The 17109-nt window shown below is 60.6% G+C and carries 8 protein-coding genes; 5 read left to right on the forward strand and 3 right to left on the reverse strand.

Features of this window, described 5'->3' with window-relative positions; genetic code table 11:
* The first annotated feature begins 115 nt into the window (after positions 1–115).
* The gene (locus BBG20_RS13555) at positions 116–1300 is read left to right on the forward strand and encodes a thiolase family protein (RefSeq protein ID WP_065904301.1); all 1185 of its coding nucleotides are present in this window, start codon (positions 116–118) and stop codon (positions 1298–1300) included.
* Between the two features lie 118 nt (positions 1301–1418).
* The gene (locus BBG20_RS13560; RefSeq protein ID WP_065904307.1) at positions 1419–2375 is read left to right on the forward strand and encodes a DMT family transporter; all 957 of its coding nucleotides are present in this window, start codon (positions 1419–1421) and stop codon (positions 2373–2375) included.
* On the opposite strand, the gene BBG20_RS13565 is transcribed toward BBG20_RS13560, so the two are convergent.
* Positions 2372–3754, reverse strand: coding sequence for a class II fumarate hydratase (locus BBG20_RS13565; RefSeq protein ID WP_065904309.1), 1383 nt, complete (start codon positions 3752–3754; stop codon positions 2372–2374). The genes BBG20_RS13560 and BBG20_RS13565 overlap by 4 nt on opposite strands.
* Positions 3755–3947: 193 nt before the next feature.
* Here BBG20_RS13565 and BBG20_RS13570 point away from each other — a divergent pair, with 193 nt between their 5' ends.
* The 3 genes from BBG20_RS13570 to BBG20_RS33320 all read left to right on the forward strand — a co-directional run bounded on the left by BBG20_RS13570 (position 3948) and on the right by BBG20_RS33320 (position 7633).
* Positions 3948–4466, forward strand: coding sequence for a DUF2059 domain-containing protein (locus BBG20_RS13570; RefSeq protein ID WP_025855033.1), 519 nt, complete (start codon positions 3948–3950; stop codon positions 4464–4466).
* Positions 4467–4472: 6 nt separating this feature from the next.
* Positions 4473–4766, forward strand: coding sequence for a BolA family protein (locus tag BBG20_RS13575; RefSeq protein ID WP_065904311.1), 294 nt, complete (start codon positions 4473–4475; stop codon positions 4764–4766).
* A 158-nt stretch (positions 4767–4924) separates the two neighbouring features.
* A complete protein-coding gene (locus BBG20_RS33320) occupies positions 4925–7633 on the forward strand; it encodes an RHS repeat-associated core domain-containing protein (RefSeq protein ID WP_083221390.1) in 2709 nt (902 codons plus the stop codon).
* A gap of 57 nt (positions 7634–7690) precedes the next feature.
* On the opposite strand, the gene BBG20_RS13585 is transcribed toward BBG20_RS33320, so the two are convergent.
* Both BBG20_RS13585 and BBG20_RS13590 read right to left on the reverse strand, forming a co-directional pair.
* A complete protein-coding gene (locus tag BBG20_RS13585; RefSeq protein WP_065904312.1) occupies positions 7691–12220 on the reverse strand; it encodes a SpvB/TcaC N-terminal domain-containing protein in 4530 nt (1509 codons plus the stop codon).
* A complete protein-coding gene (locus BBG20_RS13590) occupies positions 12217–17094 on the reverse strand; it encodes a Tc toxin subunit A-related protein (protein ID WP_319025201.1) in 4878 nt (1625 codons plus the stop codon). The genes BBG20_RS13585 and BBG20_RS13590 overlap by 4 nt, the downstream gene beginning before the upstream one ends.
* Between the last annotated feature and the right edge of the window lie 15 nt (positions 17095–17109).

Raw genomic sequence — 17109 nt, forward strand, 5'->3', positions numbered from 1 at the left:
AAACCCGCGCACCACCCCATGCTTTTGTATATGCCAGGTGAATGATCGTCGCGGCCGGGCGGGCGCGGATCTATCCTCGATTGATCTCCCAACAACGACAAGATCGAGGTAGCCCATGCGTGAAGTAGTGATCGTCGACAGTGTGCGAACCGGCCTGGCCAAGTCCTTTCGCGGCAAGTTCAACCAGACCCGCCCGGATGACATGGCGGCCCATTGCGTCAACGCACTGCTGTCCCGTAACGGCATCGACCCGGCCAGTGTCGAGGATTGCATCGTCGGCGCCGGCTCCAACGAAGGCGCCCAGGGCTACAACATCGGTCGCAATGTGGCGGTGCTCTCGCAGCTGGGCACCGGCACGGCGGGCATGACCCTCAACCGATTCTGCTCGTCGGGCCTGCAGGCGATTGCGATTGCGGCCAACCAGATTGCTTCGGGTTGCAGCGACATCATCGTCGCCGGCGGCGTCGAGTCCATCAGCCTGACCATGAAAAGCGTCAACACCGACAACCTGATCAACCCGCTGCTCAAAGAGCAGGTGCCGGGCATCTATTTCCCCATGGGCCAGACCGCCGAAATCGTCGCGCGCCGCTACCACGTCAGCCGCGAAGACCAGGACCTCTATGCGCTGCAAAGCCAGCAGCGCGCGGCCCAGGCGCAGGCCGACGGGTTGTTCGACGATGAAATCGTGTCGATGGCGGTCAAGTACAAGGTCGAGGACAAGAACACCGGCGCGGTGCAGGTCCTTGATGGCGTGGTCGATCGCGATGATTGCAACCGCCCGGACACCACCCTGGCCAGCCTCGCCGGATTGAAGCCGGTGTTTGCCGAAGACGGCTCGGTGACGGCAGGCAACTCCTCGCAGTTGTCCGACGGGGCCTCGATGACCCTGGTGATGAGCCTGGAAAAAGCCCTGGCGCTGGGGCTCAAGCCCAAGGCGTTTTTCCGCGGCTTCACCGTGGCCGGTTGCGAGCCGGACGAAATGGGCATCGGCCCGGTGTTCTCGGTGCCCAAGCTGCTCAAGGCGCGTGGCTTGCAGGTGGCGGACATTGACCTGTGGGAACTCAACGAAGCGTTCGCCTCCCAGTGCCTGTATGCGCGCAATCGCCTGGAAATCGATAACGCCAAGTACAACGTCAACGGCGGCTCGATTTCCATCGGCCATCCGTTCGGCATGACCGGTTCGCGGCAAGTCGGGCACCTGGTGCGGGAACTGCAGCGGCGCAACCTGCGCTACGGCATCGTCACCATGTGCGTGGGCGGCGGCATGGGCGCCACCGGTCTGTTCGAGGCCGTCCGCTAGATCACCCGCCAATGTAGGCGCCGGCTTGCCGGCTCCTACAATTGAATTGCGCCGTAGCCCAATCCTTCTGCTTGCCCCTAGAATGCCCGTTCCACTTCCTCTGGCATCTGGGGCACTCATGCACATCTCTTCCGGCCGCTGGGTCTACGGTTTCTGCCTGACCCTGTTGACCGCGCTGCTCTGGGGCATCCTCCCGGTCAAGCTCAAACAGGTCTTGCAAGTGATGGACCCGGTCACCGTCACCTGGTTTCGCCTCACCGTAGCCGGCAGTTGCCTGTTCCTGTACCTGGCGGCCACCAAGCGCCTGCCCAGCCGCAAAGTGCTCGGCCCCAAGGGCGGCTGGCTGGTGGCGATGGCGGTGTGCGGGCTGGTCGGCAACTACGTGTTGTACCTGGTGGGCCTGAACATGCTCAGCCCCGGCACCGCACAGTTGGTGGTGCAGATGGGGCCGATCTTTCTGATGATCGCCAGCGTGTTTGTGTTCAAGGAGCGTTTCAGCCGGGGGCAGGTGCTTGGGTTGGTGGTGTTGATCGTGGGGTTTGGGCTGTTTTTCAACCAGCGCCTGGAGGAGTTGCTCACGTCTGTCGGCACTTACACCGCCGGCGTGCTGACCATCCTGCTCGCCACCTCGATCTGGGTGTTCTACGCCCTTGGCCAGAAGCAGTTGCTGACGGTGTGGAATTCGCTGCAGGTGATGATGGTGATCTACCTGTCCTGCGCGGTGCTGCTCACCCCCTGGGCGCATCCGCTGGAAGCGCTGGACCTGAGCCCATTGCAAGGCTGGCTGTTACTGGCGTGCTGCATGAATACCTTGGTGGCCTACGGCGCATTTGCCGAAGCCCTGGCCCATTGGGAGGCCTCGCGGGTCAGTGCGACGCTGGCGTTGACGCCGCTGGTGACGTTTGTCGCGGTGGCGCTGGCAGCCTGGCTGTGGCCGGACTACGTGCAGGCAGAAGAAATCAACGCGCTGGGATATTTCGGCGCGCTGGTGGTGATGCTCGGTTCGGCGGCCGTGGCGCTGGCCCCCTCGCTGCTCGCCGGGCTCAAGGCCCGGCGGCTGCGCATGGCGTCTTAGGCGCCCAGCATGTTTTCCGGGCGAACCCACTGGTCGAACTCTGCGTCGGTGAGGTAGCCCAGTTCAAGGGCGGCCTCGCGCAGCGTCAGCCCTTCGGCGTAGGCCTTCTTGGCAATCTCCGCCGACTTGTCGTAGCCGATGTGCGGGTTGAGCGCGGTGACCAGCATCAATCCGCGCTCCAGGTGCTCGGCCATTTGCGTGGCGTCGGGCTCCAGGCCGGCAATGCAGTGCTCCTGGAAGTTGTTGCAGCCGTCGGCCAGCAGGCGGATCGACTCCAGCAGGTTGTGGATGATCACCGGCTTGTACACGTTCAACTGCAAGTGCCCTTGGCTGGCGGCAATGCCGATGGTCACGTCATTGCCCAACACCTGGCAGGCCAGCATCGACAGCGCCTCGCACTGGGTCGGGTTGACCTTGCCGGGCATGATCGAACTGCCGGGCTCGTTCGCCGGCAGCTTGACCTCGGCCAGCCCGGCGCGTGGGCCCGAGCCCAGCAGGCGCAGGTCGTTGGCGATTTTCATCAGGGCCACGGCCAGGGTTTTCAGCGCGCCGTGCAGGGTCACCAGTGGCTCGTGTCCGGAAAGCGCGGCGAATTTGTTGGGCGCCGTGACAAACGGCAGGCCGGACAGCGCGGCCAGCTCGGAGGCAATCGCCTCGCCGAAACCATGCGGCGCATTCAGCCCGGTGCCGACGGCGGTGCCGCCCTGGGCCAGCTCGCACACGGCGGGCAGGGCGCTGCGGATGGCGCGTTCGGCGTAGTCAAGCTGGGCGATAAAGGCTGACAGTTCCTGGCCAAATGTGATCGGCGTGGCGTCCATCATATGGGTGCGGCCGGTCTTCACCAGTTTCATGTGCCGCGCGGCGAGTTCCGCGAGGCCACCGGACAGATTGGCGATGCCCGGCAGCAACTGGGTGTGTACCGCCTGCACGGCCGCAATGCTCATGGCCGTGGGGAAGCAGTCGTTGGAGCTTTGCGAGCGATTGACGTGATCGTTGGGGTGCACCGGGCTCTTGCCGCCGCGGGTCTTGCCCGACAGCTCGTTGGCACGGCCGGCGATCACCTCGTTGGCATTCATGTTGCTCTGGGTGCCGCTGCCGGTCTGCCAGACGACCAGCGGGAATTGGTCATCATGCTGGCCGGCGAGCACTTCGTCGGCGGCCTGTTCGATCAGGCGGGCGATGTCGGCGGGCAAATCGCCATTGCGGTCGTTGACCCGCGCGGCGGCCTTTTTCACCAGGGCCAGGGCGTGCAGCACCGCCAGTGGCATGCGCTGCTCGCCGATGGCGAAATTCACCAGCGAACGTTGGGTCTGGGCGCCCCAGTAAGCGTCATCCGGGACGGCGACTTCTCCCAGGCTGTCGGTTTCGATACGGCTCATCGGGCACACTCCTTCAGGTTCGTTTGCGCAGTTTAGGCCTTGATGGGCCTATGGGGTTCCCTAAAAGACTTTTCATCGGATTCATCCCGTGCCAATCCAGGCCGTACAAGGCCCGGGGTTGAGCCGCAGCGTTTTTTAGGCGCAGAATGGGCGCCCTTGGGGTCTTACCTCGCCTGCTAGAAAAGGAAACTCGATGACTCGTCTTCGTGCCATCTGTACCGCGGTTGCTCTGGTTTGCGCCAGCGGCCAGGTTTTTGCCGATACCGCCAGCCACAACGCCAGTGCCGAAGCCTTCCTTACCCTGGCCCACGCCGACAAGCTGGGTACCCCGGTGTACATGCAAGTGCAGCAAATGTTCGCCCAGCGTTTCGAACAGACCAAGGCGCCTGCCGCCAAGCAGTCCGTACTGGACAGCTACCAGGCCAAGGCCAACGCCGCCCTCGACCAGGCCATCGGCTGGCCGAAGCTGAAACCCGACATGGTCAAGCTCTACACCAGCAACTTCAGCGAATCCGAGCTCAAGGACCTGGTCGCGTTCTACCAGTCGCCACTGGGCAAGAAAGTCCTCGAGAAAATGCCGCAGCTGACCCAGCAATCGGCCCAGATGACCCAGGAAAAACTGGAAAGCGCCGTACCGGTGGTGAACAAGCTGTTGGAAGACATGACCAACGAGCTGACGCCAAAAGCCGCCGCACCGGCCAAGAAGAAGTAAGCAGGAATGAGCATGCAACAGCGTATCGAAACGGCACTTGCCGCCCTGGGCCCGGACCACTTGAGCGTGCTGGATGAAAGCCACATGCACAGCCGTGGGCTGCAAACGCACTTCAAGGCCGTACTGGTCAGCCCGCAGTTCGAGGGGCTCAACCGCGTCAAGCGCCACCAGAAGGTCTACGCCACCCTGGGTGACCTGATGAGCGAGTTTCATGCGCTGGCGCTGCACACCTACACGCCTGAAGAATGGGCGAAAATCGACGCAGCCCCGGCCTCGCCGACCTGCGCCGGCGGGCACTGAGCCCGCAGCCCAAGGCCTGCGGGCGCGGCGCGTTCGCGCTCGCAGGTTGTCATATCCTGTGCCTGCAATTAGACACATAAAACATCCTCGCAGTACCCCCCACGCCCTAAAGGGGTTCCCTAGACTTTTTTGACCTTAGCTGATCAGGTCATGAGTTTATGTCCACTTCTTTGCATCGAAATACACCGACCTTGAAGGCCATGGATCCTCGCGGGCTGGCTGTGCGTGCTGTTCACTATCATCGCGAGAGCGTGACGCAGACTCCGCAGGCACGGGTCACCCGCCAGGTTTTTGGGGCCAATGGTCTTTTGCTCAGCCAGTGGGACCCGCGGCAATTTGCGCGCGGCGCTGCGGGTGTGGCGTCACAATCGACCATTTACAGCCTGTCGGGCGAGCCTGTGCGCACCGAGAGCGCCGATGCCGGCTGGCGCCTGCTGATACATGGTGAAGCAGGGCAGCTGTTGCATCGCTGGGATTCGCGTCTAGCTCATCACGAGCGGCGCTACGACCGCCTGTTACGCCCAGTGGCCGTGTTTGAACAGGCGGCGAATGAGCCACGGCCGCGTTGTGTCGAGCGCTTGACCTATGCGGCCGCCGAACCCGCCGAGGCGGCCGGCAATCGTTGTGGTCGGCTGATTCGCCACGCGGACCCGGCCGGTGTCTTGTTGATGGATGAATACGGGATCGATGGAAGCGTCACCCAGCAGACTCGACGGTTTCGCTTGGATGCGTCGGCAGTTGACTGGCCATCCAGTCATGACGAACAAGCCGAACAGCTGGAGCCCAAGGCCCACACTACGACCTGGCGCTACGATGCCACGGGGGCGCAGCTGGAGCAGGTCGACGCCCAGGGCAATCGCCGACACTGGCTCTATGGGCAGCAAGGCTGGCTGAAGGAGGTTGCGCTGACCCTCCGTGGCGGCTCACGCCAGGTTTTGACGCACCAGCGCGTGTACAACGCCAGCGGTCTGGTGATCTCCGAACGGATGGGCAATGGCGTTACCCAGCTGGCGAAATACGCCGCTGAGGACAATCGTCTGTTGCAACTGACGGTGCATCGCAAGGGCGAGGCCGCCAAGCCTTTACAGGACCTTGTGTACGAGTACGACCCGGTAGGCAACATCCTCAGCCTCAGCGACCAGGCGCAGCCGACGCAATGGCACACTAATGCGCGTATTGATGCGGTCAACCGCTACCAGTACGACAGTCTGTACCAGCTGACCCAGGCCACCGGTCGGGAAAATGCCGGCAACAGCGGTGGCCAGGCTGCGCCGGGACGGGTGACGTTCGGTGCAACTGACACCGGGCTCTGGCGCAATTACACCCAACATTACCGTTACGATGAACATGGCAACTTGACGAGCCTTCGCCATGTGCCGAGTAGCGGAGCCGGTCATACCCGGGAAATGCGTGTCGCTGCGGGCAGCAATCGCGCCTTGCCGGTGACTGACGGTGCACCGCGGCAATGGGCAATGATGTTTGATGCCAATGGCAACCAACACGTGCTCGGCAGCGGCCAACAGTTAGGCTGGGACGTGCGGAATCAGCTCACCCATGTGACTCAGGTGTGGCGTGAGCAGGGTGATCCGGATGTGGAAAGTTACCTCTACGACGGCCAGGGCCAACGGGCAGCCAAAATCAGAAGCCAGCAGGTCGCGGGGAAACCCCATACACAACTGACATGCTACTTGCCGGGTTTGCGCCTGCATGTACAAGCAGGCAAGCGCTTGAACGTGCTGGAGATCAATATCGGCGGCGGTCATGTCACGGTGTTGCAATGGGAGCAGGGTCGCCCCAGCGATATGAAAGACGAGCACGTGCAATTCAGCCTCCTCGATCACCTCAATAGCAGCTTGCTGGAACTGGACGAGCAGGCCCAGTTGCTGAGCCAGGAGCATTATTATCCTTATGGCGCGACGGCGTGGTGGGCTACCAACGATACGCAGCGAGCTCGCTATAAGGTTCGCCGCTATGCAGGTAAGGAGCGCGATGCGACAGGGTTGTATTACTACGGATCGCGGTATTACGCGCCGTGGCTGCAACGCTGGATCAGCCCGGACCCGCTGGGCGACGTGGACGGCCTGAACCTGTATGCGATGACCCTGGGCAACCCCTTGCTGTTCAGGGATGTTGATGGCGGGCAAGTGTCTTTTGGCGAGCAATTCCAACCCAGTCGAGGCGATATCCTTTTCGGCTTGGCCAACACCGTGCGGATCTATCGCAGCTTCTGGTCGAAGCTGACGGCCCGCGGGGACATAATGGCTGCCTATTTCGGCGTCGAGGAGATGGGGGCGGCAACTGCGGCGCTGGCCGTAAGTGTCGACGCGTATATTCGGCGCGGGCTCGACAGGATCGGCGAGTCCGAGTATGAGCAAACGATCGCAGAGCAAGGCGGGCAGGTCGCACGGCAATTCTATGGCGCTATTGTGTCCAAGTATTCGGGCTGCACATCGACCACCGCCAACCGGGAGTTCGCGAAGAAATTCGTCAGTGATTTTTCTTCCAGTGACTATTCCTTCGAACGCACCCTTGAAGGCTACATAGATGTGAACTTGAGTGCGTTTCAGCACAAGCTGGTCAGCCGCGCCAGCAAGTCGGCGTTGAAGACGCTGACGGACCCTCAGAGCCTGCGCCAGGCGCACTTTGCTCTGGATGATCTGGACATGGACGTTGTGATCAATAAGTCCGCGGTTTCTGCCACGGGTTCTGAGCTGCGCTGGCTGTATCGGCATCGACAGCAACTGGCAGGCCGCGTGACGTTCTATCGGCATCAACAACGGGTTGACGCCCCTTGGGAGTCCGACTCCTCCGCGTGGCGTCGCTATAAACCCGCCAGTTCCAGGGCTTCACGGACGGCGGCACGTTGAGTGAACAAAGCAGTTTGGCCGTCTCTCAAAGGTGAGACGGCCACGCTTCCCCAGGCTTCAGTGTTCAGCCGAGAGGTCTACCTGCGCTCCAGACGTATCATTTTCATCTTCGCTGACGGTGTACCAGGCCCAGTAGGTGATTTGCCGTAGTGTTTTCCTGGCGGTGAGGGTGCGGGTGGGGCGGCCGAGGGAGTCATGGAACTGCCTGTCGCCAGGCAGGAACTGCTGCAGGGACTGACCGTCGATGTACCGGTGGCGGTCGGCGTAATAGGTGCGATACACCCGCATGATCCGCCCCGTGGGGCTGTACTCGGTGTGTTCGCTGACACACCAGCGCGGATCAGCCTGAACCGTCTGGATGGCGCCGTCCTTGACCGTCAGGTCCGCGTTGTCGCCCACCGCACAGGCCGGCCCCGGCTCAGCTTGTTGTTTGCTTTGCAAGATGCGCCCGAAGCCGTCATGGGAGACCAGGCTCATGTGGATGAGCTGTTCCTGATCGTGGGTATAGCGATCAGCTGCCAACATCAGGCTTCGTGCCGGTTCGCGCCGGGCCTTCTGGATCAAGTCGGACAAGGCTTTCTCGCTCGCACTCAAGGCGCTGGCCTTTTTTTTCAGGCGCAACCGGGCGGTGGCGCGTATGTGCCCGTCTGGTGAGACATAGCGCTGGGTGACCCAGTGCGCCTGCCTGTCCGTTGAGGCGATCGAACCCATCCAACTGAACGGGTCGTAGAGCCAGGCACGGGCGGCCTCGCCGAGGATCGTTGCGGGTGCTTGAATGGCGGATTCGATGGATGCGTCTACCGGCCGTCGATACGCCGACAATGGCCCGAAGCCGACGGACGTTGCCGATGCTTGCCCGTTGATGCTGGTCGCGAGCAAGCGACCGAACGCATCGTAGAGCGCTTGCTCGGTCGTGCCATTTGGATCGGTGATGCTGATCGGCTGGAGCAGGCGGTAGTCATGCTGGACGCGGGTGATGCAGCCGTCGGGTTGTTTGACCTGGATGACCTGAAGCCCGTAAGGGTCATAGGTCAGCGTGGTTTCGCCCTCGGCCTGAGTCAGGCGCCAAGTGTGTAGACGAAAGAAGTGTTTGGCGTTGAAGTAGCGCGGAAACTGACGGCGAATCGACCAGAGGGGGGACGATTGGCGTTCCTGGTCATTGGCATGAAAAAACAGCGCCATGGGCCGGTAACCGATTCGGCCCAGGCGGCTCGGCAGGTCTTCGGCGGGTTGGCCGGGCATGTCGGGAATTTTCTCCAGCGCCTGGAGCGCGTTGGGGGCCAGTTCAGCGCTTTCTTGATAATCCGCCAGCCCCTGGAAGTTTGCTGTTCCAGGGGGCAAGGTTTGCCCTTTGCCGCCCGGTTCGCGGTAGTGCTGGATCGTCAAGCCGCTCAGCTCGCGCGGTGCTTGTGGCCCCAGTGGACCAGAAAGCCGGTCGATCAAACTCTCGTAGCGGATAGCCGACGCGTTCAGCCCCGCAGGTGGCTGCCCGTCAGGCAGGGTCCAGGCGTTGGTGCGTTGACGATAGGGCAATCCCAATCGCCATTGGTCGTCGTTGGGTTGATGAATCCACTGCGCCAAGGTTTCGCGCAGATAAAACACCTGCTGAGCCGGGTCGTGGGTGTCACGCCACCATTGTCGCTGATGCTCATCCTCGAGCAGTGCCGGTGGTGTATCACTGACCGTCTTTCGCCGCGCGCCATGCACCGTGACGCTGTGGACCAGGCTGGCGTAGGCATCCCAGCGCAAGTTGACCTGGTGTTCGCAGACCGGATCATCGGGCACCTGTTCGTACTGATAATGCACCGACTCCAGCGTCAGCGGCAGCATTCGCGGCCAGGGTTGCGAGCCGGATGCCGGGGGCAAGCGACGGACCAGATAGCGGTACTGCTGCACCGAATAGGGTGTGCTGTTGGCCGGGTCAAGGGCGAACACTTCCACCCGCAGCGGCAAGCCCCTGAGCGCGTAGGTTGCCGCCCGTGTCTCCGGTGGCGTGGGCGACGCGATCACGCGGTCGTGATGGTCGGTCGGTTGCGGCTGTTGGGGGGCATCGTGTGTCGCCAGCAAAGTGCGGCCGAGCGTGATGGCGTCAGGGTCGTGCTGGCTGTAGTCGTCCTTGGGCATATCCAGCGCCTGGCCGGTGTGAAACCAGCGTTTGGTTTGCGTCCCTGCTCCGGGCGCGTCATGGGTGCCGGTCTCGATGTCGGTTTGAAGCAGCAAGCCAAAACCCTGGAAGGCGCGTTCATGGGGGGCGTAAAACCCTTGGCGATAGCTGAAATGCTGGGTCAGTGTGTGATGATTGATCTCATCGCGCTGCCTCTGGCGTTTAACCAGGGTCAGTGCGAAGGGCAATCGGCAGACGGCCTGCCTGCCTTCGGCTTGGTGCTGCCTTTTCTCGTCCAGCCATTCCTGGGCACTGCTGCGGTAGCTCACCTCTACTTGGGCGCCCAGATTGTTGTTGGTAATGCTGAGTAGACAAGGCCTGCTATCAAAAAAATCGTAGCGCCAATGGCGAGGGTGTGGGTGCGTGACGCTGATGATCAGGCTGGCGTAACCGTTGCCTTGCAGGTCCGCCACGCTCACCTGGCATAAGGCGTCGTGCTGAACGCCTGATGGCCAGGGTAAGACCAACGGGGTTTTGGCAAAGCCATTGCCTCCCTTGTTGGTGAAAATGCGTACCTCATGGGTCGTCAGGTACAGCAAGTCGCTGGCACCGCAGCCATCCAGATCCGCCAGCAACACGTTGGAAGCATTGAACGTCGTTTCCCTGAAAGGCAAGGTGGCCAATACTCTCCCTTTACCGAATCGCCCATGGCCCAGGTTGGGCCAGCATTTGATTTCGTTGTGTCGTATACGCACCAGGTGCTGCTGGCCGCTGCCAAGTATGTCGCTGAAGCCAACCCAGTCGGCGGAAGAACCGAGGAAGGACGGTAAGTCGTCGCCGTCGATCGTGTGCGCCTGCTCGATGCCCTGCTGGAAACCGCTATGCCGGTTGGCATACAGGCGCACGCTACGCGGGCCCACCAGTGCGATATCAGCCAAGCCGCTGCTCATCAGGTCGGCAAATATCGCATGGGTGTGTAAGAACTCCACCGGGAACGCATCGAACCGTACGAACCCCGCGTCTTTGCGTTGGGGGGCCAGGCTGAAGAAACCGCTCATGCCCGGTCGGGCCAGGACCCATTCCAGCCGACCGTCGCCGTCGATATCGAGCAAGGCCTGATAGACCGGGCGTGAACCGTCCGCCACGGGAATAGCCGGCAGTTCTTGAGCGGGAGCGTACGTCACCCCATCGCCTGTAGACGCCTCATCTCGCTGGGGTGCCCGGTAGTACCAGGCTTGATCACCGCGGTACAAGATTCCCGGTAAGCCCTCGCCGAATAGATCCACCAGTTGATAGCGCTGGCCGTCATTGAGACCGGGCACGTCCACAAAACGCTGGTAGCGGCGGGCATCCAGTTTCAGGCCTGAGTATTGATACAGATATTCTTGCGGCGGCAGGCTGGTGAGCGTTCCCTGGGCGTCAACGGCCTGCTCGTGTACCGCTAGCAAGGTGTTGAGCCCGTTGGGAAAGGTTTTGTGTTCGAACCGCAGGCGTTTGACCAAGACGGGGGAGGGGCCCATGTCGGGGGCATCTGCAAAGGCGTGAAACATCAGGATTTGCCGACACAGTCGCAGCGTTCGTAGTTCAAAACCGTAGATGAAACTGGAAAACGGGTCTTCGCGTGGAAGCCACGGGGTGAGCGCGTCGTAGGAAGGCAACTTGTCGTTGGCGGTGGTGCGTTGACCGTAGTCGAACAGCAGGTAAAAGTGCCACGCCTGACGGGACAAATCGTCATTCTTGAGCAAATACAGCGTCTCTTTTTCCCTCGCCATGACGTTGCCGTAACACACTTTATGCAGATAACGCTGGGCCCGGCTGTCATGGGGTTCCGTGCGAGTATCGGTCTCGGCCAGGTATTGGTAACCGATATGCTCGCCATGGGCGTTCAGGCTTTCCTCAAGCAGCCATTGCGCCACATGGCTCAGGTTATCGGGATCAGCGATACGCGCCGCAGGCGTTTTGCCGTACACATGCCGGCTGCCGTCAGCCGCCTGGATCAGCCAGAACCCGGCCGCATCGCCCTCTGAACGCCAATGCTCGATGCGCTCGAAGCGCTGTTCGACCCTCGGAAAGTAGCGCGTGACGACGTAGTGGCGGCCTAGCGGCACCTGGTCAAAACTATCGCGTTGTGTCTGGACAAGCGTGCCCGCGGCGGTGCGTTCGGGCATCCATTGCTGTGCATCCGGACCCTGGAATGTATCGGCTGCGGTGTAATCGGGGACGCCCTGCTGGGTACGCCGTGTGACGGCACCCGGATTGACGTCCCAGCCGAAACCGAACGCACTGTTACCCGCCGTGCTGCGATAGATCAGCGACAACGTAGGTGCATAACCACGGCCAAGGGAAATCGGCAACCCAACCTCAAAAGTCGCCGTGCCATCAGCGCCCACGTTGCCCCAGCCTTTGGCGACGCCCTCGATGGCGGAGCTGGCTTTAGGCAGCGATGGCACCTTGAGGGGCGATTCATTCGCCTGAGTGCTCATGTTTCACTCCTGCCAGGCCTGGCCGTGTAGCGCACATGAATGATGATGTCGGTGATGGATTCAAGCAGGTTTTTTTGTTGCAGCGGATTGGGAAAGTTCAAGCGCCAGCACGATACCGCCCCCGTGTATTCAAACGGCAGGTAGCGTGGATCGTTGTCGAAGTTGAGCGTAAACAGGCCGTTGTCGTCCAGGCCGCGTGACAAGGCGATTTGCTGGTGTGCCCTGAAGTCGGTCCTGAGGGTGCCATCGGGCATCTGGAGTTCGTTTCGGGTCTGGGTCAGTGTTGCCTTGATGTCTTCATAAGGTCCCAGCAAGGCGGGTAGTGTGACGCTGACATGCTTGATCCTGCGCAGGGTCTGCCCAGGGTAGTCCTCATCCAGGAGCGCTTGAGTCAGGGCGAAGCTGATGGTGCCGCTGCTGACCAATTGCGCTTTATGTTCAGTCCAGGTTTTGGCAGGCGCGGTGATTTCGAAGGTCTGTTGGCCGGTCGCGACCTGACACTCGATCAGGCGATGGCGCAGTGACATGGTTTTGCTGATTTCCAGCTCGCGAGGTGTGTGTTGCAGGTACGCGGTGTTCATCTTCACCAGGTTCAGTTTCAAGCTTTCCGCGCTCAGCAGTCCTCGGCAGGTGTGATGCCAGGCCCCACCTTGAAAGAACTGCCGGCTGTCGGTGGTTTCGTACTGCCAGCAGGCTTCAGCGGCCAGGCACAGGGAGTGGACGTTGTCATACAGCGCGTAATAGAACGTGCTCAGTTGGGCCGTGAGCCATTGATAGAGCTGGGTCCCGGTAAAGCGCATGCCGAGTAATTGGTAGGCTGACTTGGCCTGGGCCAATGCGGTGTGGGCACTGCGTAGTTGCAGGCGAGTGGCTTTTTCCTGCTCGGCATGCACCAGCAGCAGGGTGTCGATCTGGGCCAGTTCCAGGCGAGCCTGTTGTTCGGCGTGGGCCCATTCTTGAGCGCGACGATTTAACTGTTCAGTGCGCTCCAATTCGTTACCGTTGGCGCGGGCGATGTTGGCTTCGCCCTGGGCGAAGGCCTGATAGGCATGAAACGCCCCCTCCCAACGCATCCCTCCGGACGACGTGCCGAAGATATTCGGCAACAGCATGGCGGCGCCGGCGCCTATACCGGCAATCGCGACTTTTCTCTCCCAGGCGGCGCTCTCCAGATAGTGTTGGCCGGCCGAAATTTCACCGGTGCTGATGCCTTCGCTGAGCTGACGTGTCAGGAAGTCCAGTCGCCCCTCGACGATTGCTCGGCTGCAACGCAGGGCATCTTTATTTTTTTCATCGATGGCAACGGCCTGGGTCTGTTGGGTCAACACCAGTTCGGCCAACTGCCAGGCGTTTTGCTGTTGCACCTCAAGGTAGTGCGCCTGTTCCTTGCGCTCGATCAAGGTGAGCAGCGTGGTGCCGAACTGCGCCAGGCTGTCGACCGCGCTCAAGGCGTGCCCCAGCATGACCTGGAACCGGTAGTGACCCACTTCAGGACGGACCGGTGGCAATGTACTGGCGTCACCCGCAGCGCCCTGTGCATTTCGCGTCAGCAGGGCGGCAGGGGACAAGGGGGGCGCAAAGAGTGTCTGGCGCAATGGCTTGCCGGAAATATCCAGATGATGGCGAAGCCCGTGCAGGCGACTTTCCAATATGTCCCAGCGTGCGACCAGTTGCGTGTTCAGCGGGCGGAACAAATAGGGGCTGTCCATGAGCCAAGTGTGTTGCCCAGTGGTCTTGCAGTGCCGGGACAGTACGGTGGTGTATTCGGGTTGATGTTCCAACTGGCGGATGGCCTGGGAGGACACCGTCGCCAGTGCGTCCAAGGTGCGGGAGGTCCAGGTATCGGCACGTGTGACCGTCGGGCGCATGCCGAGCAGGTTCTGCGCCTGGATGTACCAGAGTTTGGCTTCGGCCAGGCTGTCGGGGCTCACTTGGCGATAAGCTGCGTCGCCCCGGTTGATCAGGATATCCACATTGAAGTGGTACAACGCCTTACGCAGGTATGTCGGAAAGCTGAGAGCCAGGTAATGCGGGCTCTCGGGGTGTTGGCAGGCGAAGCTCAGTTCTACCGGGTTGCCTGGCAGGGCACTGAGGGCCCCGGTGTCTGGGTGGAGTGGGTCGAACAGGGCGTGCAACCAGGTCTGGGCGTGAGCGTATTGCTGCTGCTGGTTGAAGTAATGGGCGATGGTCCAGGGTAAGTAGATAAACAGTTCGCGCAAATTTTTACCGTGCGCGCCCTGGAAATCCAGGGGCGCGGGGGCGGCGTCCGCAGTCAGTGCCGGTTCCGTCCAGTCATCCGGGGAGCGTAAAAATACCGGGTCGAAGCCGAGTGTGGCGTGTTGGGTCAGTTGACTCGCCACCGTGGTGTTGAGTCGGATGGCCGGGACACTCGGGGCGAAGCTTGTGGAAAAATCAATCCACTCGTGGGTCGCTCCGGTGTTTTGCTGGTGGCGCGTAATTCGTGGGGAATGCGCGGGCTTGTCGACGGCAACGGAGGTGGCAAGGGCGCATTTGACGGCCTTGAGCGCATAGCCGAGGACAGTCACCTGGTTCTCTCTGCTCTCAAGCGTGATGACCCCATGGATCAGCGTGATGGCTGATGCGGGTTGCTCATTGGGTAACTTTACCCGCGTACTCGCCAGGTGCCCGGCTGCGAGTTCGGGGGAGGCGCCTACCAGACTCTCGTGATCGAGGTCCGAGTCGTTGAGGATTTGGGCAGTGTTGTTATTAATGGCTTGCGGAGTGGGCACGTCCTTCAGTTTGGATTGCATGATGACGTGCTTGTAGAAACGCAATGTCGGCGTGAAAGTGTTACCCAGCTCCAGCCTCACGTCATTCACGAAGTGCAGTTTTGGGTTGGCGACTTCATCACCTGGCAGGTGGTAGCCGCTGTAACGGTCGAGTATCACCAGGAAGGGATCCTGATGATGGGTATATAAGTGGAGGAATGCATTTTTGTTGAGAAACTTCCCTGCCAGGGAGTATTCGAAGATGGGAAGGTATTGGTCGGTATGCCCGGGTCTCGGGTCCGGCCTTGATTTCATCTCTTTCTCAAGCCTGAACAATATGGAGTCTTTGTCATAAATGGCATTGGAATAGCTTTTTCCGGTCTTGGGGTTTTTAAAGAACATCGAGTGATACGTGGCGTCTGCACTGGGATGTATCGCGCAGTCGATCCTGATGACCGAACCGCTGATGAGTTCAACTTCGGCCAAGGTCGAGTCATGCAACGCCGACTGGGTGCTCAGGGTAATGCTCATCTCGGAGTACCGGGATGCAAGGGTGATGCTGTACGTCTGCAGAAAGGGCTTGACGATTCTTGAGGTGAAGACGAATTCGTTGGTGGCGGGATCAAAGGCGGTGGTGGCTGTATCGGCGGCGACTATGGCTGTGCTTTTGGATTCAAAGTCCCACGTTCGCTGATCTTCGATCTGGGGTGTTTGAGCGTCCAGGACTACCGTTCTTTCGTCTTGTTCCTGCGCCAGGCGTGTCTTGAACTGTAAGTTGTCTTTGTTTATATCGAAAAACAGACGGAAGTATTGGTGAGCGAACGGCGGAAGTAACACGCTGGAAAACAGGTTGTCTTTGTCGACGCCGCCCAACAACGCTTTCTGTAGTGGCGTGTTTTGTGTGGATTCATAGGCTTCCAGCAATCGGAGGGCTTCCTGCGCTACGGCTGAACCTGGCACGATTTTGTAGCGGCCGGGGCTGCCTGCGCTGGCGACGATTTTTATGCTCAATGACTGATCGATACTGATGGCTTGGAAGAATTCGCCCATTTGATCGCTGCCATGATTCAGCGTGTTGGCGCGTATACCCAGGAACAGGGTGTGAGGAGAGCGGCTATCGACTACGGCAATGGTCTGCGTAATACCGATAAGTTGCGCTGGCGTGAGTGCGTTGATGCCCCGCGTGACGCAGTGCTCTTCTAGCCCCGTGTGCGCAAAGCTCCAGGTGCCATCCCGTTTTTTATAGGAAAAGCACAGGCGAAACTTCACGAACTGGCTGTTCAGCCATTCAGCCTGGCGTTGTTTTTCATCCCCGTCCTCTTCGTTGTCGCCATTGCCATTGCCCTGTGCCTTGAAGGAGTGGTGCGGGGCCGGCTTGATGATCTCGGCCCAAACCATAAATAGCCGCTGATTGAACAGGACGGGACGGATACTGTGGGCCGGTGTATCGGCGCCAAACGTCAGGTTGATGGGTTTCCAGTCTGTCCAGGCCAGAGGTGCAGGCGCGTCGGGGTTGGCGGTCGAGCGTTTGGACAGGTCCAGCGAACGCCAATAATAGATGCTGTCGGTGGCGGACTTGCCGACGAAATAATAAGTGCTGGTCTCCAACTGTCCGACATTGCCATCAATGTAGCCATTGAGCGTTTGAATGCTGGCGACCTCTTCGAACCGTGACAGGAAGCCTTGCACGGCCTTCAGTGCGGTGTCGGGTTGGAGTCGATGCTGTTGGAGTTCGTTTTCCAGTTGCGCAAAGCTGTCGCTCTTGTCTTCGCGCAGCGTGGGGTCGAGGAAATTTTGCGGGTGATAGCGCAGTTGCTGGCTGGCGCTCCAGAGGGGGTAAGTGTGCAGGGAGTTCTGCCAGGCCAGGGTCTCGTGTGGCGACATGCCCGGGGTCTCATAACCCGGTTCGAGGCCTGAGTGGATCCGGTTTATGTAGTGTTGCAGGCTGGTGATCGCACTGGCGACCGGGCTGGTCGGCACTGCTTCGCTGACTTGTACGTCCAGTAGCCAGTAGTCGTACAGGTCGTTGGGTGTCTGCAACGCGTCTTTAAGGTCGGCGCTGATGCAGTGAGCCAGATAGTAGCTCAGCATGGCATCACGCCTGGCTTCATTAAGCCGTTGGTCGAGGTTCTCAGACATAGTCATTCCTTGAGTCTGCTG

This window comes from Pseudomonas aylmerensis, from assembly GCF_001702265.1.
GTDB lineage: Bacteria > Pseudomonadota > Gammaproteobacteria > Pseudomonadales > Pseudomonadaceae > Aquipseudomonas > Aquipseudomonas aylmerensis.

Coding starts and splice junctions, on each gene's coding strand:
- BBG20_RS13590 (WP_319025201.1), bottom strand. CDS start 17,094: ATGACTATGTCTGAGAACCTCGACCAACGGCTTAATGAAGCCAGGCGT.
- BBG20_RS13565 (WP_065904309.1), bottom strand. CDS start 3,754: ATGAGCCGTATCGAAACCGACAGCCTGGGAGAAGTCGCCGTCCCGGAT.
- BBG20_RS33320 (WP_083221390.1), top strand. CDS start 4,925: ATGTCCACTTCTTTGCATCGAAATACACCGACCTTGAAGGCCATGGAT.
- BBG20_RS13575 (WP_065904311.1), top strand. CDS start 4,473: ATGAGCATGCAACAGCGTATCGAAACGGCACTTGCCGCCCTGGGCCCG.
- BBG20_RS13585 (WP_065904312.1), bottom strand. CDS start 12,220: ATGAGCACTCAGGCGAATGAATCGCCCCTCAAGGTGCCATCGCTGCCT.
- BBG20_RS13560 (WP_065904307.1), top strand. CDS start 1,419: ATGCACATCTCTTCCGGCCGCTGGGTCTACGGTTTCTGCCTGACCCTG.
- BBG20_RS13555 (WP_065904301.1), top strand. CDS start 116: ATGCGTGAAGTAGTGATCGTCGACAGTGTGCGAACCGGCCTGGCCAAG.
- BBG20_RS13570 (WP_025855033.1), top strand. CDS start 3,948: ATGACTCGTCTTCGTGCCATCTGTACCGCGGTTGCTCTGGTTTGCGCC.